Genomic DNA, 25,371 nt, shown 5'->3' with positions numbered 1-25,371 from the left:
TCTAAAAACCAGGGTTTTGTCTGGTGATGTTCTTATTTACATCTATCTCATTTTGTGGAATAGGATACAATTCATGTTTTCCTTTCACAAAATTCGTATTCGCTTCATATCCGTATAATGCGCGAATAGCTTTTACAGCATCCTGGGTAGCTTTGATTTTATCACCCAACAAGTTCCACCTGATTAAATCTGCACGGCGCATGCCTTCAAAACAAAGCTCCCATGCCCTCTCGTTTTGTATGCTTTTCAGAAAAGCATCCTGCCCCAGTCCTGAAGGTAAATCTACATCCTGATTGTTCTTTTTAGGCAATAAGGTCGCCGTTGCCGTTGCCCCGGTTCCAGGACCGTTAATAACCACGGTAGGTGCTGCAATGTAACCACCACCGGCATTGAGGATCGTGATTGCAGTAATTTTTCCTGAGACAATGGTAGGAACTGCATAAGCATCTGTTCCTGTGCCAGTGATACTGATCGTGGTAGCAGCGGTATATCCTGTTCCGCCGGCTCCAAGTGCAATACTGATTCCACTTCCAGCTGTAGTCGTACCAAAAGCCCTTCTTCTAACTGCATTTATGGCATCATAGGCAGCAGCTGTTGGCCCCCCGTTTAACTCATTTTCTATTTCAGCCTTCATCAATAGTACATCAGCATAACGCATAGCCACATAATTTATATTGGTGTAACTTTTTTCCAATGCCGAATTCTTTTGATACTCTCTGCTCCATTTCCCCGGCGTCCATTGTTCATCCTGTCTGGCGGTTAACAATGGAACTCTGTTTCCATTGACATCGAGGCTGTATCTTGCAACAGAAAAATCACGTCGCAAATCGCCATCCTGGAAACTGGTATAGAACGAGGCCGGAACAAAAGTTCTGTTCAATGTACTTCCATAAAGGCCATTAGCAGTTAATGGCGCATTAAATGTCCCAATGCTGGAATTACTCGTTGTCGTTACAGCAGGAGTATAAAATGAAGCTTCAAACAGACTTTCTTTCGGTTCAAAAACCTGTTGGGATTGATTTTTAAAAACCTGGCTATAGCTTGGATTCAACTGGTAAAGACCGGAAGAAATCACATCATTCACCTGTGTTTGAGCAATCTGATAGTATTTTTTGTAGTCAGCTTCCTGCTTCATGGTACCATCGGATCTTAAACTATATCCCCCCGCGAACAGTGCGATCCGGGCCAACATCGCTTTGGCACCAAACTTATTAATCCGCTCGTCGTTTGCCAAAGTTTGCGGCAAAACCTCGACAGCCTCTTGCATATCTTTAATAACTTGATTATAAATTATATAGCGATCAGTCAAAGGCAATCTCATCTCATCCCCCGCAGCAGTACTCTTCGTTTTAAAAGGTACATCCCCCCAAAGTCGAATCAGTTCTGAATAATAAAAACCACGCAAAAATTTAGCTTCTCCCAGCATTCGGTTTAAGTCTGCTTTTTGTGCAGGGGTCCCTCCTGTGTACAAGTCCATTTTCCCGATGCGTTCAATGACAATGTTGGCCCGGTCAATCCCATTGTATAAGGTAGACCAGGTCCCATAGAAATAAGAGTTTCCTGCTAAATAGTAATAATGGGAAACCTCCCTGAAATCGTTCACCGTATTTCCAGGAGATAAGAATTCCACATCCGTATCCGCATCATAAACCAATGGGATATACCATGCATAGGTATTCGGGCTTTTCATCGTTTCGTAAATGCCCAGTGTAGCCGCATAAGCTTCGTTCACCGATTGAAAAAAATTAGCGGATGCAAATGAGGAATATGGACTCGTCTCTACCGCTTTCTTACAGGAAAAAAATGGAGTGATACTGATTAGCCCAACAAGTACGATTTTTCCGATATTTAAATAAGTATGTTTCATTTTGAGATCTGTTAAAGCGATAAATTTAAACCGGCAACGTAAGATTTTCCGCGCGGATAGGCACTGAAATCAACGCCAGGCGTTAATGGGTTATTGATGACACTCACTTCCGGATCGTAGCCGGAATATTTGGTAAACACATGCAAGTTGTAAGCGGTAAAATAAATACGGGCGTTCTTAACCTTTATTTTATCCAGCCATTTCTTTGGCAGCGTATATCCCAGGCTGATGTTGTTGATCCTCAGGAATGAGCCATCTTCTATTGCATAACTGGTTAAACGGCCTGCTGTTGTTCCGGTAATCGAAGCGATTGTATTTTTACCCCTGTTTAAGGCTTCGAGTTCTACCGGACTCGTCACCAACTGGCCTGCAGCATTCACATTTGTCCAGCGGTTGGCCTGAAATGCCAGGTTGCTGTTATAGTCTCCGGAAGCTGCCAGGTTGTTCTGGATATTCGCGTTATAGATGTCATTGCCATAAGTAAAATCAAGGAATACACTCAAGTCGAGACCTTTATAACTAAAGGTATTGTTAACCCCTCCTGAAAATTTAGGATTGGCATTGCCGATAACCGTACGGTCATAGTCATTGATCAAACCATCTGGTGTACCCTGTGGCCCACTCAGATCTTTGTATTTTGCAAAACCCGGCTGAACCACATTTCCATTATTGACGATACCTGGTTTCAGGCTATAGGCATTCGTGGCCGGATTGTAATTGAAATCGTTTACCTGGTAAAGCCCATCACTGATGTAACCGTACATCATACCTACCGGCTGCCCTACCTGCAAGATGTAATCATTGAATGCACTGTTATAACTGCTGACCAATAGAGAATTCTCCTCATTGCTCAGTTTAATCACTTTTGTTCTGCTGAAGGCAATATTCAGACTGGTGTTCCAGGAGAACTGATCATTTTTTACGTTGACACTGTTTAAGGTAAACTCCACACCTTTACTGGAGGTTTCGCCAATGTTCTGAAGTTGGGTACTAAAGCCTGAACTTGCCGGAATACGGGTATTGTAGAGCAGATCTTTTGAGCGGTTATCGTACACATCTGTGGTCAGTGTTAACCTTTGCCTGAAAAAACCAAGATCTAAACCTATGTTCCTTTGTACCACCGTTTCCCATTTTAAAAAAGGATTGGCAAGGTATGACTGATAAACAGAGCTCACGATCTGGTTATTGAGCGCATAGTTACCTGTCACAAATGAACTTAGGGCTGCATAATTTGCGATACGGTTATTACCTGAACTACCATAACTTACACGTAATTTTAAATCTGAGATCATTTTAATCTTGTGCATAAAAGGTTCCTGAATGATTCTCCAGGCCACAGCAGCAGATGGAAAATAGCCAAACACGTTCTCTGATCCAAACTTTGAAGAACCGTCTCTTCTGAGGGAAGCACTCAAAAGGTACCGTCCTTTATAGCCATAATTTCCCCGGGCAAAGAATGACAACAGTTTATCATCTTCTGCATAGGATGATGGGAAACCGGGAATGGTTCCGGCACCAAGATCATCAAATCCATTATTAACTACAGGGAAACCACTTGCACTAGCTGCAAACCGCTCCAGATAGTTATAAATGTATTCTTGTCCCAGTGAGACATCCATTTTATGGTCTTTTGCAAAGGTATTGGCATAGGTAATTACATTATTATAAGATAAGCGGTTGGTCAGGATATCACTGATGCTCCCATTTGGTCCACCGGCACGTATGGCCTGGATATTCGTTGCATCAATAAATATCTTTTGCTTATCCGTCTGACTGCTATAACTCAGCAAACCGTTGTAAGTAAGCTTTTTGAAAAGATTGTATTTGACCGTTGCGCTCGCGTTCAGACTTTTAACAGATTGCTGCATCTTTCGCGAATTCAAGGCAATCAAGGGGCTTTGAAATGCGGGGCTTCCCTGATTGTCAAAAGCATCGACAACATCGTCCAATAAATCAAAATCATCATTCCTTTTGCTGTTTACCGGCCTGTATTGCAGTAAAGTCTGTAAAAAACTCAGCCTTGCATTTCCTCCTGTCTGTGTACCTCCGGTTCCATAAATTGCCTGATTAGAATAATTGACGATCCCTGTAACCACCGCTTTTTTACCGATATTGTTAACCACCGTAAGTTTCGCAATGTCTTTATTGGCACCGCTATTCAGCAAAAGTCCGTCATTGTTGTTTTTAGAGTAAAACAGGTTATACCTGATCTCATCGGAGCCCCCGTTGATGCTGATCTTATGGTATTGGTTCATCACGGTCTTACCAAGCACCTCATCCTGCCAGTTGATTCCCGGTCTGTTTCCATAATTGATCTGTAAAGAATCATAAGAACCGAAGGTGGATATAAAGCGGGTTAAACGGCCTGCATCACGCGCAGAATTTTCGTAAGTATACTGTGCATATTGGAGTGGATTCAGAACAGGTAAATAACGGCTGGTCACCCTTGCCCCCACATAACCATCGTAACTGATCGTGGTCTTTCCGCTCTTTAACTTTTTAGTGGTAACCAGTACCACACCATTCGCACCACGTGCGCCATATATTGCCGTAGCTGATGCATCCTTTAATACGTCAATGGACTCTATATCCATTGGGTCCAGAAAAGCAAGTCCATCAGTCTGTGGAACACCATCAACCACATATAATGGATCGTTGCTTTGGGTAATGGAGGTTCCGCCTCTGATTTTAATGGAAGGTGCTGCTCCCGGATCACCGCTACCCATCGTTACCTGCATACCTGCGATACGCCCCTGTAGGGCTTGTGCCACATTCTGCACTGGTGTTTTTGCAAGTTCAGTTCCGCTGATCGAAGACACAGAGCCGGTAAGGCCACCTCTGGTTGTCTCCTGGCCATAACCGGTAACCACTACTTCATTCAGGTTATTGGCATCGTCAATTAACCTGACATCAATATTGGTTCTGTTATTTACTTTAATTTCGACAGTTTTAGAGCCTATAAACCTGAATTCAAGGCTGGCATTTCCTGGCACTTTAATCTGATAAGTACCATTTCCTGAAGATACAGCTGCATTTTTACCTCCTTTTTCCCTGATCGTTGCTCCTGGAATGGGTTGGTTAGTCCCGTCTCTTACTACTCCTTTTACAGTAATTACATTTTGTGCGTGCAATCGCGTAAAAAAGCATAGTAAGCATAATATAAGTAGGGTTTGTTTCATTTTAGGTCCTTTCTTGGTTTAGAGAGATGGTTGGTCTGGCGGTAAATTTAGCCGAATTTATAGCCATCTTTTAAATATATGGTATTCGCTATTGTCTTCACTGTGGCAGTTTGCAGGTATTCATCAAAAGACTCTGCTGCTGCAGAGGGAGTAATTTCTTTAAATCCATTTAAGCCTGTCAGCTGCTGTCCAGACTGAATGATTTTATTCTCTGCATTCGCAAGGGTTGCATCATCACGGAAGTAAACCGCGCTGACTGTTCCTACGGTGGAATCATTGTAGTTCGTATCGTCAACAACACCGGCATCTGTCTTTCTGTTGCTCGGCCAGGGTCTTAAATTCTTAAGGTTTGCAATTTGCTGATCATAGACCATTTTGCGCAGTTGAGCGGAGTGGCGGGCCTGAATGGTATGAATCTGGACTACAGACTGCAACACTGTTTTTTCTGCCAACAACACTATTGCCTGACCTTTATAAACCCTTACACTAAAATCTTCGATGGTCATCGCCGTACGAAGGAAAGTCGCATAATTAGTATTCACATTGACATTCACCTTTGTATAATCAAACGCTTCATAAGGCATGGCAGCTCTTGGTGTGCCACCTAAACTCTGAATCTTTTTGATCAACAGGTTGATGTGCGCTTGTTCCTGTTCCTGTATTATATTGAAAACTGGTTTGGCACTATCCGGAATCAGGGCAGGTGTTTTGACTAAAGCATTTTGGTAAAAATTAAAGGACAGGTATTCTACCGTCAGCAGTAGGTTCAGTGCGTCCACCGAGGAATTTGAAGTGCTTTGTCCAAAGGCTTGCCCAAACAGGTTACCGGCATTTAAAGGTAGTGATACCAGGGTTACTTTTTTTGCCCAATGGAAAAAGTCTTTCATCGCACTGCGACGTGGACTTAAGTGCTCATAGCGCTCTGCATCCACTTTTTCAAGTTCTGATAAAATATTAAGGATATTCATACGGGCATTTTATAAGTTAATGACATTGAGTTTTGTGCTGATATACTTAGTCACCTGTGCCAGAACCTGAGCAGGATCTGACAGGACATCCAGACCATCGGCAGCAATTGCCCCCAGGGCAGACAGTTCTTTCAGATCAGCAAAGCTATCAGTAGAAATCTGATTTCGTATCCAGGCTGCATGACGTGCTTCCACCGAAGCAATCTGGCTCAATATCACAAAGCTGTAGTTGCTCTGAGCACGTAGCAAGGCACCATTATAGGCCGCTACGCCAAGATCTTCAAACGCTTTGGCTGCTGTCAGCACTGAAAGCGCAGAACTGGTGTCAATTGCAGACAAATTAAATTCCAGTTTACCGATCCCTGCAATTCCAAGGAAGTTTTTGTAATACTCACGGTGCGCGATCTCATGCAGCTTAATATCATTTAAAAAGGCCATTTGAACAGCGGTAAAGTCAGCTGCAGGGGCTTCCAGTACTTTAATATAAAATGCAGCTGCTAATTGTTCTAAAGCATAAATGTAATTTAACAATCCAGCATCGCTTTTAAAGTCGATCGTATGATCAGTATTGATCGCCGGAGCTGATGGTGAATCGACTTCCTTTCTACAGCTTAGTCCCATCCCGACGACTACTGTAGCCCCTGTAAATTTTAAAAATTGCCTGCGCAGCAACCGCTCTTTTAAGAAAAGAGTGTCCCCGGCTTCGATTTTTTCCAGATCTCTTGCCATAATTTGGTTAATTATTTGGTTAGATTGTATAGGTTGTGATCAAATTTCCCCAGCTACCCTGGCTTATAGCCAACGACAATTTACGGCCCTCCCCTGTTCCCTATAATTGTTGGTTAGTATTTGGTTTGATTTGACAGAAACGAATGTAACTGGATTACCGAACTTAGGCTTTTAAATTTGTTGAAAATGGTATCAAATTTGGTTAAAAAACTGATTTGGACAATTTCAAAATATTTATAGCAAAAATCAAAAGTCTCTTTCTTCCCGCCAGCTTAATTTCACGGTTGCTAAAAATGCGAGTCATTACCTCACACAAAACAACCAAACTTAAATATTATGAAAAAAGCCCTTAGCATACTGCTGGCTAGTGCTCTTGCTTTAAATGCTTACTCCAGCACCAGACAGCAAGACGTACCTCAATGGCTAAAAAAAACCACAGATGTTATTTCCTACCAATTAAAGAAAGCTTCCAATACTTACAAGCCCGGAAAAAATCCCCGCTCAGTTAATCCTGACGGTACAGTTAGGTTGGCGCCTTACAAGGACTGGACTACCGGTTTTTTTCCTGGTTCGCTATGGTATGGTTATGAACTCACAGGAGAAGCAGAACTGGCTGCTGATGCCAAACGTTTTACGCTGGCTTTAGACTCTGTTCGTTACCTGACCAACACCCATGATCTGGGTTTTATGCTCTATTGTTCTTATGGAAATGCATATCGCATCACCGGAGATAAAAACTATCTGCCTGCACTATCCGATGGCGCAAAACATCTCTTTGCAAGGTACAACCCTAAAGTGGGTGTAATCCGTTCCTGGGATTTCGCCTGGTGGCATTACCCGGTAATTATCGACAACATGATGAATCTGGAATACCTGTACTGGGCCGCCAAGGAATTTAAGCAACCGGCCTACACCCAGGCTGCCGATGGTCATGCTAAAACTACGATGAAAAATCATTTCAGAAAGGACCACAGCTCTTATCATGTTGTAGATTATGACGCCACAACCGGAAAAGTATTGAGAAAAGCCACTCATCAGGGTCTTACAGATGAATCTGCCTGGGCCCGCGGACAGGCATGGGGATTATACGGATATGCCATGTGTTATGCCAATTCCAAAGAACAAAAGTTTCTGGATCAGGCGGAACACATTGCAGCTTTTATCATGAACCATCCAAAAATGCCTAAGGATAAAGTTCCTGTTTGGGATTTTGATGTCCATAATGCCCTTGATACTGAAGAACGGGCGCCCAGAGATGCTTCTGCCGCAGCTGTAATCGCATCAGCATTATTGAACTTAAGTACCGAAGTTAAAGATGGCAAAAAGTATTTTGATTATGCTGAAGATATCCTGGAATCATTGTCTTCTGATGCTTACCTGGCTAAACCGGGAGAAAATGGGTATTTTATCTTAAAACATAGTGTAGGTGCTTTCCTCTATAATTCTGAAATTGACACCCCGCTGGACTATGCGGATTACTATTATCTGGAAGCCCTAAAGCGTTATGCTGAGATAAAAAAATTAGATTTAAAGCAATTAACAAAATCATAACATGAAATTTAGAGTTTTTTCAATCCTGTTGTTCCTTGGTTTCGGACTACATGTAAATGCACAGGATGCTTCCATTACTAAAGAAAGCTTTGTTAAGCTCGATCTCAGCTATCCTGGATTAGAGAAAGTGAACCAGCTTTATTCAACGGGAAAATACGAAAATGCAGCTACTGAACTGCTGAGCTATTACAGGAATCGAAAAAAGATAAGACATCCTGAGTTCAATGCAGGTGATGAAAATCGTTTTAAAGGTAAATCTATTGGTAAAGCTAATCAGGAAAAGGCAGATCTGGCCCTGGAACACAAGTTTCAACCTCATAAAGGCTATGGCTTTTTTGATTATGGAAAAGACATCAACTGGCAATTGTGGCCGGTAAAAGACAATGAAGTACGCTGGCAGTTACACCGCGTGTACTGGTGGCAGCCTATGGGCCTCGCCTACCGTAGCAGCAGCGATGAAAAATATGCAAAAGAATGGGTCTATCAGTTTCGCGACTGGGTAAAAAAAAATCCTTTGGGCTTATCGGATGATAACGACAGATATGCCTGGCGACCTTTGGAAGCATCAGAACGGATACAAAGCTTACCCGGTACTTTCAACCTTTTTCTAAATTCTCCAAATTTTACACCTGGCTTTTTACTGGAATTTTTACAAAGTTTTCACCAGCAAGCTGATTATATTCCTTCACGTTACTCGAAGTTGGGCAATCATCTTTTGTTCGAAGCGCAACGTGTACTCTTTGCCGGTTCCTTCTTTCCTGAATTTAAAGATGCCCTTTCCTGGAGGAAAAGTGGAATCACAGTTTTAAACAAGGAAATAAAGAAACAGGTTTATCCCGATGGTATGCAATTTGAACTTTCTCCAGTGTACCACGTAGCGGCCATAGACATCTTCTTAAAAGCCTATAATGCAGCAAAGATGACCAGTGTAGAAAATGAATTCCCTGAAAGCTATAGCAAGACAATTGAAAACATGATCATTGCGACCATCAACAGCTCCTTTCCCGATTACAATACCCCTATGTTTGGCGATTCATGGCTAGTGGAAAAAGCTGGAAGAATCAAGCAGTTTCAAAGCTGGGCTAAAGCTTTCCCTCAAAATAACGTCATTAGATATTTTGCTACAGAAGGCAAAGAAGGAGAATCGCCCGCCTATTTGTCACATGGCTTAACTACGGGAGGTTCTTACACTTTTAGAAACGGATGGAATGATCAGTCGACCGTGATGATCTTAAAGGCTAGTCCGCCGGGAGAATTCCATGCCCAGCCTGATAATGGCACTTTTGAGCTTTGGGTTAAGGGACGCAACTTTACACCAGATGGAGGAGTGTATGTGTACAGTGGTGATGCTGAGATCAATAAACTCAGAGAAGAATACCGTCAAACTAAAGTACACCAGACTTTAACGCTCGACAACAAAAATATGGTGATTACAAAGGCCATGCTAAACAAATGGGAAACCGGAAAGACCCTGGATGTTTTGACCTACACCAATCCCAGTTATCCTGAACTGAATCACCAACGTAGCGTACTTTTCATCAACCAAAAATACTTTCTGATTATTGATAAAGCAATCGGCAGAGCAACCGGAAATCTCGGAGTGCATTTCCAGCTTAAGGAAGATAGCAAACCAGTTTTTAACACTGCAATAAACCAGGTACATACGACCTATTCAGACGGGAACAATCTTTTAATACAGTCGCTAAACACCGATAAGGTAAGATTGAATGAAGAACAGGGTAAGGTTTCGTATGTATACAGAAAGGAAGTACCAAGGCCTGCGTTTGTGTTTGAAAAATCTAAAAGTGATGCTACTATGCAAAGATTTATCACGATTATCTATCCTTATGAAGGTGATACTTCGCCGGAAATCAGCATTTCAGAAAACGCTGGGAATGATCCGGAGAAAGGTAACCTCAATATTAACATTACTATTAATGGAACCAAACAAAAAATAGAAACAAAACTCAATCCTTAAAAACAAGGAAATGAATAAATCGATCCTCTGTTAATGCTATTTCTTGCCCAGCTAGCTTCACAGCTGATAATCTATTTAAATAGACTCAAGATCAATACAAAGGCGGTAAAGCACAAATCAAAATTTGTAAAACCGCTTTGTATTCGTACTTCAGCGGCGGACAGTTGGCAGAGTGGTCGATTGCGGCAGTCTTGAAAACTGTTAACTTGTCAAAAGCACCGCGGGTTCGAATCCCCACTCTCCGCCAAGGTATCAAAACCTACAGAAAGCCTGGAATTGTAAGATTTCAGGCTTTTTTGTTTTAAATCATTCTATAGTAATAATTAAACTCTGCCGAAGCAACCGGATGTCATAATCAATACTCCATAAGTCTTTGACTCCTGTAACTCAGACATTCACATAAGCCATCGAGCTGACAGTAGTTATTTTTTAGTCTTTTTTATTTTCTTGTGTTTATAAAATAATTCAGCACAGCTTTTAGAATAGCCAAAATAGATTTCTTCTCCAAAGTCTTCTAAATTTATCAGACTAAACTTCATTTTAGTTTTTATAGTTGGTATTTTGATTAACTCATCTTTATCCATCTCATAATAATTCCAATTTCCAATATAATCTCCAGTTAAAAGATTGACACTGGACTCACCACTTCCGTCGTTAACAGCATTCCCAAATTCATATCTGCTCATACCAATTAATTGTATTTTCTTTGTTTTAGTGTTGTATCTAAATTGATTTTTATAACCAGCACGCATCCAGTCGTTAAAAAATTCAAAACCGTTTTTTGTTTCAATAACGCCTGACATAAAATTCAAAATCTCAATAGGTTTGCTTGATATTGCATTGTAATTTTTTGTGGATAGTTTACAAACGATTGTATATTTTGTTGAGTCAACATATACAGTATCTATTATACGATCATTATCAAGATCTTTTAATAATTTATTTTGCCCAAAAACAACTAACTGAGTGAATAGAAAAATTAATGTTATCAATGATTTTCTCATACTGTTTATCTCTAATTATTAATTCGTTTCATTCACTGCTATTTCCCCTTTAAATTTGACTTGAAATACCTGAATTTTAAATTCTCTTCATTACCCGTCCGTGTTCCATTATACAATTCAAGCGCTATAGTATGCTCGTCAACCCAGGTCAAATCATTAATTGACCAATCTTTGGTATAATAATTAAGCGCAGGTGTTATTCCTTTTAACCCGATTCCCGTTGAAACATTGAATAAAAAAATTTCTGCTCTGTATTCATAATAGTTTTCATAATCAGGGCCATCATATGATGAACAAACTACTAGCTGATTACACGATGGAGAAAGTAACATCTTTAATATTCCTGCATCATAGGTTGAAGGAATTAACATTTTTCTATTTGTATTCTTTTCTGCCAGGTAAGTTTCAAAAGTTTCTTTACCATTGTGCATTACATAAAGGCCTGAGCCACTGATAAATTTTCCGGAATCCAAAACACAACTTGTTTTATATTTCCCGATGCAGGATTGAAACTCATGCTTCGATATTTCAGTAAGATTTAGTTCAAGGTTATTATACAAAGCGTCATTATGCCATGTCAGCGCATCAACAAATACATTTCTTTCTATTTTATGATTCCTACTGTTTTCCTTCAATGTATCAGAAATAACAATTGCAGCGTCAACTTTTGGGTGATCATTTGTCAAATAGCTTGCGATAAAAAAAATGAGCCCAATTTGTAATTTCGAAATCTTCATGTCTTTAATTTTCATTGACAAACTTATGCCCGTTAAATTTTAAATAGAAAATACTTGGTTCGCTATTGTAGCCTGCACCTATTAATACTGTTAATTTTATATTGGCCATTTTATCTTTTGAATAATCGCCTTGACCTTCTACAGCATATTTTAGGGGAGATGGAACTGAGGGATGTCCCAAGAAACTAGTTAAAACCTGTGTTTTAGTGTCGAATTCAAATTCTCTGTTACATAAATTCAGGAAAGGTCGATTAACAAAAATTGGATTATTTACGATTAAATAATCACCCTTAATCTCAACAACATATGCTATGCCTTGATAACAATTACCATCACCTGCCTCTACTCCAATTAATAAGTATAGAATACGCGATTGGCTTCTGAGTTGATGTATTTTGAAAAAATCGCAATTAATCTTTGAAGATAAATTGTAAGCAAAGATTTTGCCGTATTCATTTTTCCATTGAATAATAGGATGGGTAATCAATCTCCTCGTTCCGCCACAATCATAACCAAAATTGTAAATTTTAATGGCTTTTTTGTCCTTACGCTCTGCAGATAACTTTAAACCGAGACTTTGATAATAAATTGACGAATAATTATTGCCTGCCATTAAATTCACCACCTTATTTGCCGTTACCTTGCAAAGACTGTCGATATTATAATCTGCGTTTTCTGCATAAACAAAACTTCTGGCGAAGCTGATGTTCTTTTTGATCTGTTCGGTCAATTTTTTCTGATAATTATTTTTCTGCCCAACACTAATTATCGATAAAGAAAGTAGAAGTGTCAATAAAAAAATTGTTTTCATATTTATTATCTTAATGTATTGGCATATTTTGCATGGGTTTGCTTGTTCTTCCTGCAAAGCTTACCACAACTATTTTTAATTTCCCAACAGGTTTAATATACTTTAAAAATAAGCTTATTATTTAGCAGTTTATCCGGCAATTATTATTCGCCCAAAAGCAGCGCATATTTGATGATTTTTGACTATCATTCGTAATGAAATGGTTAACTGGAGCATCCTTTATCCTTATAAACCACTCTAATTATCCTCAAAATTTCTGACAAGTGTCTAATGGATTCTCTCTTTACCTGCCAAGGTATCAAAACCATACAAAAGCCTGGGTGCGTGATCCAGTGGGTAAATTCTGAAAAGGAAAAAAACACAGGAACAACACCTCTCAATTACACAAAATCTCGGTTCAGGATTCCTGATTTATAAATCAGGAGTCCTGAATCATATACTTACGACCCTTGAGATTTTGTTAAATATAGCTTTGTGAAAAATTAAATTTCAAAAAGTTCATGAAGAAAGTCATCTATTTTATCGCACTATTATTTTCGCCAGTTTATTTATTGGCACAAACAGAAGAGATCTCAATTAAGAAATGTATTCAAAATTACATTGATGGAACTTCTTACAATAAACCCGATCACATCGAAAAGGCATTCTATCCCGAAGCCAATCTATTTTTAAGTCATAAAGACAAGGACCTATGGATTGTGCCGGCCAGCGAGTACACCAAATGGTTTAAAAAAGGCGACCAGGGGCAGTTTAATGGTCGAATAGGCAGAATTATTTCAATTGAACTAAACAACAATATCGCTTTGGCTAAGGCAGAAATATTAATACCTGACAAAAAATTAGAATTTATGGATATGTTTCTACTCAAAAAGATTCAAGGCGAATGGAAAATAATCAGCAAATCTGCAAGTAGCATCAATACTAATAAATCCGGACGGAATATCCTGTTCATCGTCTCTAATGCTCATTATTATGGTAAATCAATCTTAGCAACAGGCAATAGTTTTTCTGAAATAGTAAACGCCTACCATACCTTTAAAACAGCAGGATACACCGTCGATTTTGTAAGCCCGAAAGGTGGAAGCATTCCGTTGGCTTATATCAACACATCCGACACTTTGCAAAAGCAATATTTATTTGACCCGGATTTTATGTATGCCATGAAAAACACTAAAAAACCTGAAGAAATTGATTCAAAAAACTATAAAGCTGTTCATTACATTGGTGGTGGAGCTGCAATGTATGATGTGCCTGAAAATAAAGAAATTCAAACTATTGCTTTAAAAGTATATGAAGAAAATAAGGGCATTATCTCTTCCGTTTGTCATGGAACCGCAGGAATTGTAAACTTAAAAACAAATGACGGGAACTACTTGGTATCAGGAAAAAAAATTAGTGGCTACCCTGATTCATTCGAAAAGCAAGATGGAGATTATTTTAAGCACTTTCCATTCCTGATTCAAAAGACAATTGAAGAAAGAGGCGGCGTTTTTAAGTTTTCTCCTCGTAACGCCTCACATGTAGAAACCGACGGAAGAATAGTCACCGGACAAAATTTTCAATCGTCTAGCGGCGTAGCTTTAAAGATTATAGAATTAATAAATGGTGCAAAAAATGAATGATGGTTTATAGGTAATAGTCGGGGATTTAGATTTACTTATCCCCGATCATCACCTACTGGCAGAACGTTAGCAGAAAGCTTTTTTTCTCTAAGAACCTGCACTCAAAACAAAACTGGCAGGCGCATACGCTTTAAGGTTGAAAGACAGTTTACCTGCAATAACACGAATAGGTTTACCAATTACCTCGCCACGAAGATTAACAGGAATAGCCCTGGTATAAACTACCCCCTTTGGAAACAGAACCGTAACATTCCCGGAAATCCCGCCCTGTTCCCATAGCCGCAGTAAAGTATTTTTTTTATCGGCCGGGGCTGTTGCAAATACCGGGTTATCTTTGGTATCATGGCGAAAGGCTGTAATCTGTATGCCCTTTCTGGAAACAGAAATGCCAGACTGTTCAAGCGGTAAATTACCTGCTTTACCATCTGCTTCTGCGATCAATAATGGAGTACGCGCTTCGAAAGATGGGGTTACCAATCTGGATTCGTTTGTGCTGTTCTTGGTAAAAGTCCAAATTCTGACCTTAGAACTCCAGGTACCTGTGTACCAGTAACGATAATTGGTATTCCACTGATTATTATAAAGATTAAGATAAACAACTGATTTTTTAGGGACAAAATCTTTAGAAAATTTCCAAATTCCTGGTCTGTCCAGACTAACCAATGGATGATCAAACGGAGAAAAAGCAATCCCGGATCCATCCTGATCGGTAATGGTAAGTCCGGCACCTACAGCATATAAATCTTTATTTGCACCTTCCATAATATCTTTGGAAGGATCCATTACACCTAAAGAATTCCCCACTGTGAATTTAGGTGAATTCACTTTAAATGGAAAACAGAACCAGTCTGCTTCCGGCCAGTTGTCTTTTGCCTTGTTTTTGATGGTAATTTCCATATCAACAAATGCCTGGTCATTTGTTAGAGTTACCCTTAAAGAGGAAGCAGGAAAATGATTTGCCGTATCAGCAGGCATATCAATTATGGCTGTTTGCTGATGTCCGTCATTAGTGATATTCAACCTGCCATTTTTAGATAAAGCTTCACGATATGGAACTTGTTTTTCTGAGATCATCCCCGGTTTATATAAACCAGGATGAAGCCAGTTGCCATTTTTACCTATCGCACGGTTACCTTGATAATCCGTTACATATTTTACCGTTTGTTCATAAGTAAACCGTTCATTCATGTATTGCCCTAAGCCCTCTTTGGCATTAGCATCAACCCATTCCCGGCCGGTTCGTTTATCAATAAGTGATGAAATAACACCCCGGGCAGCATCAAATTTAATTGTAAAGTATTTATTTTCAATCTTATTTGAATTGGAAACGGTTGGATTACTTTCCCTCAGATCTTTTTCAGTAAATGTTTTATAACCGGAAGCCGGAATATGCTGCGCATAAATAAATTTGCCATCATTGCCTGCTTCAACCCATTCCGACCGGGTATATGACAATGGGTTATAGACGACAAAACGTTTACCTTTAAGTTTGACGTTTTGAGCTAAAACCTGAAGGTTTGTTGCCAGCATCGGTTTTACAATACCCTCTGTTGTCCGAATATAGTCTGTCTTATCTTCCCATGATCCTTCAAGATCTTTATAACGATCAGGCGACAGTTTTTTAAATGCTTCTCCGTATTTATCGACAGAACTTGCACCGCCCCAGGTATGTTCAGCATAAAGTAAAACATTTTCATAAGCCCTGGAGATATCTTTCGTTGGATCCGTGACCGCTACATTCCAGTTTTTTAGCTGAGTATTTAACCCCTCTACAGCAGGTATTAGCGGGTTAATATTACGGGAGATCTTCATCCCGCCAGGATCGCCCATATTTCCATGGATCCAGGTATCAGGTGCCTCGGCTTTAACAACAGGTAATTTAAGCTGCATTTTTTGAATTTCGGCGGCAAAATCTTCAAGCCTTCCTACCCTAACCTTTACATCAGGCATCTTTTTAGCAATCTCATCAAATAATTCTTTTACAGCCTTAGCACTTGGGGGCCCGGAATTATCAGAAGTTACAAAAATGGCAGGCCATACCGGATAAGGCCAGTCCGCTGGCGGAATAAGGTTTCGACCAATAGTAGGATCATCTTCACCCCATGTTTCAAAACCCAGGCCAAGAGTAGTTCCGTAATCGTGCGAATAAAGGGTCAAAACGCGACTTCCATCAGGCCCCTGCCACCAAAAAAGAGGAGGATAATTTACATAAGGACTAGGCCAATTGCTTCCGATATGCATAAATTTCACTCCACCTTGTCCCAATCCGGTCGCTAATACGCTTGCCTGAGAAGGCACATCGGTCATTTTAGCAGCCCAGGGCAATGACAATCCATATTTATGGTTAACGAAAGATGACGATTCATAAGACCTTGCTACATCTTCCGGTGACATTATCTGTGATTGAACTGAGAATGGCATTGCATGAGTTACAAAACGCCCTTTTCTAAAAGCATCTTCCAATCGTTGACGCCGCTCCTTTGTTTGTCCCGGCCAGTCTTCTAAAACTTTGGCCATCACCCAGGCCGGAGCAGTCCAGGCAAACTGCTGTTCTTTAGGTAAGTCTTTGGTTTGATCCATGATATTCAATGCTTTATCAATCATCTCAGTACGATAGTATTGCACAATATCTTTTACCCGATGGGTATAACCAATATCAAAATGCGTTTTAAAAACTACGATGACCTCCTTAACATTTGGATTTATTTTTTTAACTGCGGTTATTTTATTTTGTCCAACCGATTTTAGACTAAAAAATAACAAAAAAAATAGCTTTATATATTTCATGTTCTTTTATATTATAGCTGCTTCTGAACTCAACGATCTCATTCTTATTATCTTAAAAATACAACTCTTTATCATTAACCTTGGGGACCATCTTTCCCAGTCCTTCCAACTCTTTATCACCATCAAATAACAATGGAAAATAGTTTACGATTTACGTCTTGTTTTCCAGCAACAGGACAATTATTGATTTAATGGATTCACACATTTCCAGTGCTTTTATTTAAGAAACACTCATGAACGGCTGAAGAATACCCGGGCTTAACACCCGGGTATTCAAAATATTAATTCTTTAATGGTTATAAAATTTATACCCCAAGGTTTCAAATTCCCCGGGATAAAATTTAGTTAAGTACAATAATCTCTTCAGCAACACGATAGCCGTCAGCTCCACTATAACCATACCTTACTTTATAAGTTTTGGTAGCCGGATCATACGTATTGTTGCACTCTGCCGAACTTAACCAGCCAGCTGTATAAGGCGTTGGTAAACCCGAAGTAAACATCGTATACGGAGCACCTGCAGCGCCCGGAGCAGCAGTAATGGTTAAGGTATTATCAGGGTTAGTAACGATTAAGGCTTTGTAGCCACTACTACCCAGGTCAGCTAAATCTATAATTATACCATTTGCTCCGCTTGGAACCCAGGCTTTTGTAGCACCAAGTATTCTTTTACTCGTAGGATGATAAAAATAACCCAATGTAACAGCTGAATAGGTTCCCTTGGTCAGATCTACTGTGCCGGGAGCAACTGACATCATATCGTAGGCCGTCGCCTCCGGCGCATATAAAGAACGATAGGTAATATCAGTTCCGGATTTATAGTTAGGCACTGTGGTTATGGGCTGCGAGGGAACAAGAAGCGTTTTAGCTACTCCGTTTATGTCAGTATACTTTATTTCGATAAACTGTTCACTTGTCAACGCATTACCCCATGTAATTATGGCCTTCGGATAAGCACTTAGCTGAACCGAGGCAATTGGCCTGTTGGTTGTCGGTACGGTGCTCAGGTAGTTATCGCCAAACATCCCTCCGGACACATTGGTTACGACCGATTTGCTACCTTTATTATTATAGGTGTACACCTCAAAATTATTTGTACCCTCGTTCAGATGCTGAGTAACAAAGATATTTACCGTATCCCCATTGCTTCTTACCACAGGTGTTTCTAAAGAATCAGCCCTACTGTTCCAATACGTCTTTATTTTTGTGATTGCAGGGTCCGGTCCCAATACCACTCTTAATAGAACCCGCTTATTTCCTGCCTGAGCAATAACATTACTTGCCTTCCCCGGATAAGTAATTTCCCCGTCTTTTGTAAATTTTTTATAATCGTTTTCTTTTGTACAAGAGATTACACATAATCCTGCCACAATAAGAAAAGGATAAATCAAATATTTTATCTTTTCCATGATTTAATTGATTGAATAATTTTCATTCTGTTAGATGCTGCTATTGCGGATTACCCCACATGGCAATTTCAAAAATCTGAACATATGTACCACTGGACCAATTGCTCAGCGTTTTAAACCTGATGTAACGCACTTTCGGTGCATCTAATGGTATGGTAATAGTTTCACCTGCATTGGCCGCATCATTATCTGCCGTACTCAACTGTCCGTTTGGCAAGCCTGAAGGTTTAATCTGCTCGTAATCGGTCAACTTTACCCAGCCATCAAAACTTCCATTCGGACTGGGATTGTTTGAGCCCCATATCTCCACTTTCCTTGGACTGTGCAGATTATAATAAAACCCTTGTCTCATCCACCAGGACATACGGCTTAATTTAGCGCTGACGCCCATGTCGTAAGTAAACCATTGAGGCATTCTCCCCGCATCGCCGGTATGGTACATTCCACCAGTCAGACTCCCATCAAAAAGACCAGCTATTGATCCACCATAACCTGTAGGCGAATCTGTATTTGTTTGCAACACCAATGCTTTCATCTTTGTCCGGTCTAACCGTTCTTCGTATATAGGCGTAAGCGTTACGTTTAAGGTATCAGAAATATTGCCCCATCTGTCCCGCACATAAACACCAAACTTTGTTTCCTCTGCTTTCAGGTCTCTTGTCATAAACATCCCCTGCTTTAAAGTCGTATAATTGGTATTAAGGGTAGTAAAGTCACCCAGGGCATTGGGGGCTATAACGACCATAGCTATGTCAGCCTCAGTCGCGTTTTGAAAACTCACATCAATACCACCAAAGTTAGCTATTGCTTTCAGGCTATTACGAACTACTTTATAGGGTGGTATTAGCGGGTTAACAGTAACGGATGTCGGCTGAGATATATTTCCGCCTTTATCAACTGCATACAATTTCACTTCATAAGGGTCGGTATCTGCAAAGCCGACCACCGTTATCGTATTGTTGTAATAACTTACCTTGGTCTCTCTTTCCACTCCCTGCTTGGTTTTGTATACTGCCGTTACATACAGTACATCAGGATCTGAAGGCAGACTGTACTTTAAGGTGGCAGCCCCGCTAAGGTTTGTTACGGTTACCCCCGTTACTGCACCGGGTGCTACCCCGTCATTTACTATTGGGGCTATATCTGATTGTTTACAGGCTTGTATAGCTCCTACAACCAGCATCCCGATGCACAATCTATTTATTAATCGTTTCATTATACTTAAGATTAAATTATTAAATAATTTATGTTTAAACTGAGCGGGATAAATTACCAGCCCAGATTTTGCACTAAACGCGGGTTTACCTGCAAATTACTTTCTTGGATTGGCCAGAAATAATCTCTTGGACTAACAAAAGTTTGATTAAATAACAGTACTCTGGTGTTGTAATCCGGAAAAGTTTTTGTGCTGACATTCCAGCCATAGATAGGTGTATTCAATTGACTAGCGGCCTTTTTCCACCTTCTCAAATCCCAGAAACGACTGCCTTCAAATGCCATTTCGATTAAACGTTCCTGCTGTATGATATCTCTCAATCCAGCTTGATTAGTATACTTGGTCGGATTTGTTGAAAAATTAGTCCATGAACTTTCTACGGTTTGTAAACCTGCTCTCGCTCTGATTTTATTAAGATAGGTTAATGGGGTTGACACATCGCCGCTTTCGTTTAAAGCTTCTGCATAAAGCAGGTAAAGATCTCCGAGCCTCATTATCGGCCATGGATAATTTTCTGTGGTTATGCCTCCGTTAGCACCAATTACCAGATTCCAGTTGATTAGTTTTTTTGTATAATAACCACTTATTGAATAGTAAAGGGTTTGTTTCTTTCCGGATACCTGCTCCAGTTTGCTCTGGATATTTAGTGCTGGTTTTTGATTAGATTGCATATACATTTTTGAGCCATCAAATGCGATATCCGCATAAAAACGAGGCTCTCTTTCAAAATGCAACCCTACCGTTTGGTAATCTTTCTGCATAGCCGAATCCTGAGCGGTAACTGTCCTCAAATTAAAACGGTTAGCATAATTCCAGAAGCGGTCTTCGGTAATAGGCACACCATTTTTGCTATAAAATAATTCTGCCATTTTTAGCGTAGGTGCCAATTGTCCTCTTAAACCATTGTCGAACTGCGGAGCCAGAAATAAATTCGGGCAAGCTGTTCTTTGAAGGTAACTTGTAGAGGCAATGCTACCGAATATTAATTCGTTGTTCCATTTTTCACATACTGCATTCCTGATGCTCATCTCTATTTTTGTCGCATCATCAGCGGTTTGAAGACTGCTTGGCGCAAACTTATATAAACCCACTCCTGCAGCTTCTGCTGCATCAATAGCCGCTTTACTGGCAGCAGCTGCCCGTTGCCATTTCTTTATATCATAAGTAGGGTTAAATAATCCTTGTCCATCCTTGTTTTTAAAGCCACTGAAATCTGTATTTCCATTAAATAACGGACTGGCAGCCGTTACCAGCAGCCGGGCTTTAATCGCCAGGGCGGCAGGCTTGGTAATCCGTCCCAATTCGGTACCTAAATTCTGAATCTTATCCGGCAATCCCGTTCCTGCTCCTGCAGCAGCTTCATCCAGTAAATTTGAAATGTAATTGACCACAGAGTCTACCGGCTGCCGAATTACTTTGACCTCCTCAGCACTTGCATCAATTGGCAAATTCTTATCAATGATGGGAATAGGGCCATACATTCTGAACAGGTACCAATGCAAATAAGCTTTCAGAAACTTTACTTCAGCTATCCAGCGTTCTTTTTCATAAGGTTGTAAATCGATTGGCTTATCAATATTTTCTAAGAAAATATTACAGTTACGGATACCCAACCATAGCGATTTGCCACCACCAGATCCATCCCAATAATTCATAGCCGGGCTTACTTTACTTTGAAGACCCTGTGCAATATTAAACGGTTCTAAAGAGGCATAATCACCGGTTTGAACAGGCGTGTAGACCCAAAACTCATCCCCTGTATTCATACCGGGGTTAAAGTCAGGACTTGCATCATTCGGTAAAGCATTGTAACAGGTAAACAGATACTTTTCTGCTTCATTACGATTGGCAAAAGCGTTATCAAGTGTAGGCACATTATCCGGCACAATGTCCAGGTAAGCTTTTTTACAGGATGGCATAGCGAGCGTTAATGCCATAGCTGATAAAATAAGATATGTAGTTTTAAATAGTTTCATCTCGTTTTCTTAACTAAAATTTACAATTGGACATTAAGCCCAAAGTTGAATACCTTTTGAAGCGGATAACCTAATCCGTTACCTCCTTGCTCAGGATCCCACATTTTGAAGCTGCTTTTAACAAATAAATTAGTGCCATTGGCATAAACCCTAAGCGAACCAATACCCAGTCTCTCCACTGATTTCCCCGAAAAATTATAACCCAGTTCTACAGTTTTCAATCTTAAAAAGGAACCGTTTCGCATCCACCAGTTAGAAATCTGTGTATTGTTTGCACTAATAGTAGGGCTTAGACGTGGCCAAAATGCCTGCATATTTCTGTTGTCTTCAGACCAATAGCTATCAGCGATACCTTTTAAAAGCCCGTTTTGAAGATTTCCGTCAACTCCCACAACACTGGTCATCACAAATGGGGTAATTTTGGCGGGCTCAATCCAGAACGATGAGCGGCCAGAGCCCTGGAAAAATCCACTGATGTCGAATTTTTTATAACCAGCGGACAGACCAAAACCATATACAATTTCAGGAGAGGTTGGCAAACCTAAGGGAACAATATCAAGTGTGCTGATCAGACCATCACCGTTTACATCCCTATATTTAATGTCTCCCCCTCTAACCGGGACCAGACCATTACCAAAAGCCTGACGTGGAGAATTCCTTACCTCCTCATCATCAACAAATAATCTTTCGGCTATATAACCATAATTCTGACCAAGCGAGTTGCCAACTTTAGAGAGGTAGGTCAAATCGCCGAAATCCGGCTCTTCATTCACCAGCAATTTACTGGTCGCATACGTAAATGTTCCCCTTCCCTGAATCCATACATCTCCAAAAGTCCTGTTGTAATCCATCGAAAGGTCAACACCTTTTGATTCCGCTTCGCCTACGTTGGCCTGAATACTGGCAGCAAGCCCCATGGTACTTGGAATGAAACTCCTTTGCATTAAAATATTGCTCCGGTGTGACTTGTAAGCATCAATAACAATGTTTAAGCTGTTAAACAAAGTCAAGTCCATCCCCAGGTTTGTGGTTTTTGATTTTTCCCAGGTAATATTTTCATTGGGATACCTCGTGATGGAAACGCCAGGTCTGATATACCTATAATCAGTACCAAAGCCTCCTGCTGTGAAGCTATTTAAATTGACATTAGCCAGGTAGAAGAAACGATCCTTCTCAGCTCCAATCTGATCGTTACCAACCAGGCCATGAGTAACCCTAAGTTTTAGGTTAGAAATGGTAGACTTTAGCGGTTCAAAAAATTTCTCGTTAGATGCGTTCCAGGCAACACCAACTGAAGGAAAAAAACCAAATCGGTTGTTTCTGGCAAAACGCTCAGAGCCATTGTACCCAAAGTTTGCTTCAAAAAGATACCTGCTGTCATAGCCATAGGTAAACCTTCCCGAAAGTCCCTGATTTCTGGCAGGAAGAGCAGATTGAAGGTCAGTTGCATTCGATGTTAGATAGTTACGCAAGATGGTCACCAATAGTCCTCCGACTGCATGTTTTTCATGAAATGTTCTGTTGTAGTTTACCGCAGCCTCCATATAGCTGGTCGTATTCGCTTTACGTTCACCAAACTGATAATTTAAGTATTCCGTAGGTGCGGGGATTTGCTGCTCATTTAACAAACTTAAATTGTAATTCTCTCCTTTTGAATCTGTTGGAGTTGCACCATAAAAGAAGGGGTTAAATTTCCTGTTTAAATCAAAATAAGAATACCTTTGGGTATAAGTCATCAGCCGGGCTGTAAGCCCTGGCGTAACAAAATTAAAGTCTTGTTTGACTTCCAATTGGATATTTAACGTTGAAGTATTGTACTGCTGGAAGCCGGAAACCATATTGGCATACGGATTATTGTAAAAAACATTCTCACTACCAACTAAGGCATTTCCGAATAAAGGGTGTTTCACCATTGGTAACGCTGAGGCAGGATAACTAACAGGAAACAATACCGGATTGGAGGAGATTGCCTGACCAAAAATATTCGACCCACCGCCTATTGGTCCCTGATAATCATCAAAAGACCCCGAAGTTCTTACAATTCCTTCAGTAGTTGGCGTTAATTTAACATTTACATTTGAACGTACCTGATAGCTCTTTAATTTGATATTGTTGTCATATTTATTGAGCGCTTCATTTTTTAATACCCCATTATCGATATTAAAGGTACCCGCAATATAATACTGGGCAACTTTACCCCCTCCATTCATGTTCATATTAAACCGCTGATTCATGGTATAATCCTTAATCAAAATCTTTATCCAATCGTTATTTGGATATAATAGCGGATTCCAGCCTGCGGCTGTACGGTCAATCTTGGTTTGAGAATAAGGTTGCGGGTTAGATTTGAAGCCTGGTATCGTTCTTGTCAATACCGCTTCGTTTGCCAACTTCATGTAGGTAATATTGTCTGCCAGCTGGAAGTTCTGTGTATTAGAAGAAACAGAATTTTCGGCCCTTAGGCTAAACTTTGTTTTTCCGTCACTACCGGATTTGGTGGTCACCAGAATTACCCCATTTGCCCCCCTGGCACCATATAATGATGATGCGGCAGCATCTTTTAACACCGAAAATCCCGAAATATCGTCTGGTTGCAGCCTGGCAAGGTCAGTAGGTGTTGATTCCATACCGTCTATCAGTATTAAAGGATCTATTTTCCCTGCTCCAAAAGAAGTAACCCCCCTGATGAAGAACTGCGCATTGTCCCTTCCGGGTTCTCCGCTTCTTTGGTAAGCAACTACTCCTGATAAACGCCCCGCTAACATCGTGGTTAAGTTACTCGTAGGCCCTTTTAACTCTTTAGGATTAATGGTGGTAATAGAACTTACCATGCTCTCCTTCTTTTGTTTACCGTAGGCCACTACAATACCAACCTCTTCCAGGGAGTTATCATCTTCTTTTAGTTCTACGTTAATGATCTTGCGGCCTGCAATAGCTATTTCTTGTTTTATATAGCCGACAAATGAAAAAACGAGGGTCCCTCCCCCACTTGTTAATTTAATAGCATACTTCCCTTCTCCATCTGTGACGCCACCATTGGTGTTGCCTTTCAGTGTAACACTTACTCCGGGCAATGGTCCGCCATTTACATCTGTTACTTTACCTGTGATCGTGGTGTTTGATTGAGCAACTGATTCAAAGGCCGTAGCCATTAACAGGAGCACATAGCAGAGATATCTCACTCTTAGCCAAGTAAAAATTCTTCGATACATAATAGTTTAAGTTTGGTTTGTTTGTTTGGCCAAACAACAATCAAATAATCCTAACCATTAGAGAATTGAAGCTTGTACATACATAGTTACATATTATTTACAATATGATCAAAAGTTTTTTTATAAAAAATGATCCGCTAGTCTCCATAGGCAACAAGAACAAAAACATCAAACAAACTATTTATTTTCAACACCTTACATCAAGTTAAAATATAATTATTAGGTAATTTGATTTAAATTATACCAAAACAGCATATGTATTTCTTACACCTCAGCCATTATGTCGTGAAATTTCCCATATCACAAATCACCACCACACCCTTTA

Annotated in this window: 15 protein-coding genes; 3 read left to right on the top strand and 12 right to left on the bottom strand. The window is 40.1% G+C overall.

Going from position 1 to position 25,371, the window contains the following annotated elements; all coding sequences use genetic code 11:
• Window position 1: 1 nt before the first annotated feature.
• From BLQ87_RS01575 to BLQ87_RS01560, 4 genes are read right to left on the bottom strand one after another with little or no spacing between them, the layout of a single operon-like run.
• Window positions 2-1,867, bottom strand: a complete 1,866-nt coding sequence (locus BLQ87_RS01575) for a RagB/SusD family nutrient uptake outer membrane protein (protein ID WP_074604321.1) — start codon at window positions 1,865-1,867, stop codon at window positions 2-4.
• 11 nt (window positions 1,868-1,878) lie between these two features.
• Window positions 1,879-5,046, bottom strand: a complete 3,168-nt coding sequence (locus tag BLQ87_RS01570; protein WP_074604319.1) for a SusC/RagA family TonB-linked outer membrane protein — start codon at window positions 5,044-5,046, stop codon at window positions 1,879-1,881.
• Window positions 5,047-5,093: 47 nt separating this feature from the next.
• On the bottom strand, window positions 5,094-6,014 hold the full coding sequence (locus BLQ87_RS01565; RefSeq protein WP_074604317.1) for a ferritin-like domain-containing protein: 921 nt from the start codon (window positions 6,012-6,014) through the stop codon (window positions 5,094-5,096).
• A 9-nt stretch (window positions 6,015-6,023) separates the two neighbouring features.
• A complete protein-coding gene (locus BLQ87_RS01560; RefSeq protein ID WP_074604315.1) occupies window positions 6,024-6,743 on the bottom strand; it encodes a ferritin-like domain-containing protein in 720 nt (239 codons plus the stop codon).
• Window positions 6,744-7,079: 336 nt separating this feature from the next.
• On the opposite strand from BLQ87_RS01560, the gene BLQ87_RS01555 reads away from it, so the two are divergent.
• Window positions 7,080-8,294, top strand: coding sequence for a glycoside hydrolase family 88 protein (locus BLQ87_RS01555; protein WP_074604313.1), 1,215 nt, complete (start codon window positions 7,080-7,082; stop codon window positions 8,292-8,294).
• A gap of 1 nt (window position 8,295) precedes the next feature.
• Window positions 8,296-10,272: a heparin-sulfate lyase HepC gene (hepC, locus tag BLQ87_RS01550; RefSeq protein WP_074604310.1), complete on the top strand. Its 1,977-nt coding sequence runs from the start codon at window positions 8,296-8,298 to the stop codon at window positions 10,270-10,272.
• Between the two features lie 422 nt (window positions 10,273-10,694).
• Here hepC and BLQ87_RS01540 read toward each other — a convergent pair whose 3' ends face one another.
• From BLQ87_RS01540 to BLQ87_RS01530, 3 genes are read right to left on the bottom strand one after another with little or no spacing between them, the layout of a single operon-like run.
• Window positions 10,695-11,276: a hypothetical protein gene (locus BLQ87_RS01540; protein ID WP_074604308.1), complete on the bottom strand. Its 582-nt coding sequence runs from the start codon at window positions 11,274-11,276 to the stop codon at window positions 10,695-10,697.
• Window positions 11,277-11,314: 38 nt separating this feature from the next.
• Window positions 11,315-12,028 carry a hypothetical protein gene (locus tag BLQ87_RS01535; RefSeq protein WP_074604306.1) on the bottom strand — a complete coding sequence of 238 codons (714 nt, stop codon included), beginning with the start codon at window positions 12,026-12,028 and terminating at the stop codon, window positions 11,315-11,317.
• Entirely contained in the window at window positions 12,018-12,824 is an 807-nt protein-coding gene (locus BLQ87_RS01530) for a hypothetical protein (protein ID WP_074604303.1), read from the bottom strand. Before BLQ87_RS01530 ends, BLQ87_RS01535 begins: the two co-directional genes overlap by 11 nt.
• Before the next feature lie 500 nt (window positions 12,825-13,324).
• Between BLQ87_RS01530 and BLQ87_RS01525 the strand changes: the two genes are divergently transcribed.
• On the top strand, window positions 13,325-14,446 hold the full coding sequence (locus BLQ87_RS01525; protein ID WP_074604301.1) for a nuclear transport factor 2 family protein: 1,122 nt from the start codon (window positions 13,325-13,327) through the stop codon (window positions 14,444-14,446).
• Between the two features lie 87 nt (window positions 14,447-14,533).
• Here the strand turns inward: BLQ87_RS01525 and BLQ87_RS01520 are convergent, their stop codons facing one another.
• The 5 genes from BLQ87_RS01520 to BLQ87_RS01500 form a co-directional block, all read right to left on the bottom strand.
• Window positions 14,534-17,233 carry a glycoside hydrolase family 38 N-terminal domain-containing protein gene (locus BLQ87_RS01520; protein WP_074604299.1) on the bottom strand — a complete coding sequence of 900 codons (2,700 nt, stop codon included), beginning with the start codon at window positions 17,231-17,233 and terminating at the stop codon, window positions 14,534-14,536.
• 341 nt (window positions 17,234-17,574) lie between these two features.
• Window positions 17,575-18,642 (bottom strand): DUF4998 domain-containing protein, encoded by a 1,068-nt coding sequence (locus BLQ87_RS01515; RefSeq protein ID WP_074604297.1) that lies wholly within the window; start codon window positions 18,640-18,642, stop codon window positions 17,575-17,577.
• 40 nt (window positions 18,643-18,682) lie between these two features.
• A complete protein-coding gene (locus tag BLQ87_RS01510; RefSeq protein WP_074604295.1) occupies window positions 18,683-19,858 on the bottom strand; it encodes a DUF5000 domain-containing lipoprotein in 1,176 nt (391 codons plus the stop codon).
• Window positions 19,859-19,911: 53 nt separating this feature from the next.
• Entirely contained in the window at window positions 19,912-21,795 is a 1,884-nt protein-coding gene (locus BLQ87_RS01505) for a RagB/SusD family nutrient uptake outer membrane protein (RefSeq protein ID WP_245723769.1), read from the bottom strand.
• A gap of 59 nt (window positions 21,796-21,854) precedes the next feature.
• Window positions 21,855-25,016 carry a SusC/RagA family TonB-linked outer membrane protein gene (locus tag BLQ87_RS01500; RefSeq protein WP_245723768.1) on the bottom strand — a complete coding sequence of 1,054 codons (3,162 nt, stop codon included), beginning with the start codon at window positions 25,014-25,016 and terminating at the stop codon, window positions 21,855-21,857.
• Window positions 25,017-25,371: the final 355 nt, after the last annotated feature.

Source organism: Pedobacter steynii (assembly GCF_900103665.1).
GTDB classification, from domain to species: domain Bacteria; phylum Bacteroidota; class Bacteroidia; order Sphingobacteriales; family Sphingobacteriaceae; genus Pedobacter; species Pedobacter steynii.
Note: the sequence above shows the minus strand (reverse complement) of the source record. Positions and strands in the feature narration are given on the sequence as shown.

Excerpts from the sequence above, each read along its gene's own strand:
- BLQ87_RS01530 (WP_074604303.1), bottom strand. The coding sequence starts at position 12,824 with ATGAAAACAATTTTTTTATTGACACTTCTACTTTCTTTATCGATAATT.
- hepC (WP_074604310.1), top strand. The coding sequence starts at position 8,296 with ATGAAATTTAGAGTTTTTTCAATCCTGTTGTTCCTTGGTTTCGGACTA.
- BLQ87_RS01535 (WP_074604306.1), bottom strand. The coding sequence starts at position 12,028 with ATGAAAATTAAAGACATGAAGATTTCGAAATTACAAATTGGGCTCATT.
- BLQ87_RS01520 (WP_074604299.1), bottom strand. The coding sequence starts at position 17,233 with ATGAAATATATAAAGCTATTTTTTTTGTTATTTTTTAGTCTAAAATCG.
- BLQ87_RS01555 (WP_074604313.1), top strand. The coding sequence starts at position 7,080 with ATGAAAAAAGCCCTTAGCATACTGCTGGCTAGTGCTCTTGCTTTAAAT.
- BLQ87_RS01515 (WP_074604297.1), bottom strand. The coding sequence starts at position 18,642 with ATGGAAAAGATAAAATATTTGATTTATCCTTTTCTTATTGTGGCAGGA.
- BLQ87_RS01540 (WP_074604308.1), bottom strand. The coding sequence starts at position 11,276 with ATGAGAAAATCATTGATAACATTAATTTTTCTATTCACTCAGTTAGTT.
- BLQ87_RS01575 (WP_074604321.1), bottom strand. The coding sequence starts at position 1,867 with ATGAAACATACTTATTTAAATATCGGAAAAATCGTACTTGTTGGGCTA.
- BLQ87_RS01505 (WP_245723769.1), bottom strand. The coding sequence starts at position 21,795 with ATGGCATTAACGCTCGCTATGCCATCCTGTAAAAAAGCTTACCTGGAC.
- BLQ87_RS01510 (WP_074604295.1), bottom strand. The coding sequence starts at position 19,858 with ATGAAACGATTAATAAATAGATTGTGCATCGGGATGCTGGTTGTAGGA.
- BLQ87_RS01525 (WP_074604301.1), top strand. The coding sequence starts at position 13,325 with ATGAAGAAAGTCATCTATTTTATCGCACTATTATTTTCGCCAGTTTAT.
- BLQ87_RS01560 (WP_074604315.1), bottom strand. The coding sequence starts at position 6,743 with ATGGCAAGAGATCTGGAAAAAATCGAAGCCGGGGACACTCTTTTCTTA.
- BLQ87_RS01565 (WP_074604317.1), bottom strand. The coding sequence starts at position 6,014 with ATGAATATCCTTAATATTTTATCAGAACTTGAAAAAGTGGATGCAGAG.
- BLQ87_RS01570 (WP_074604319.1), bottom strand. The coding sequence starts at position 5,046 with ATGAAACAAACCCTACTTATATTATGCTTACTATGCTTTTTTACGCGA.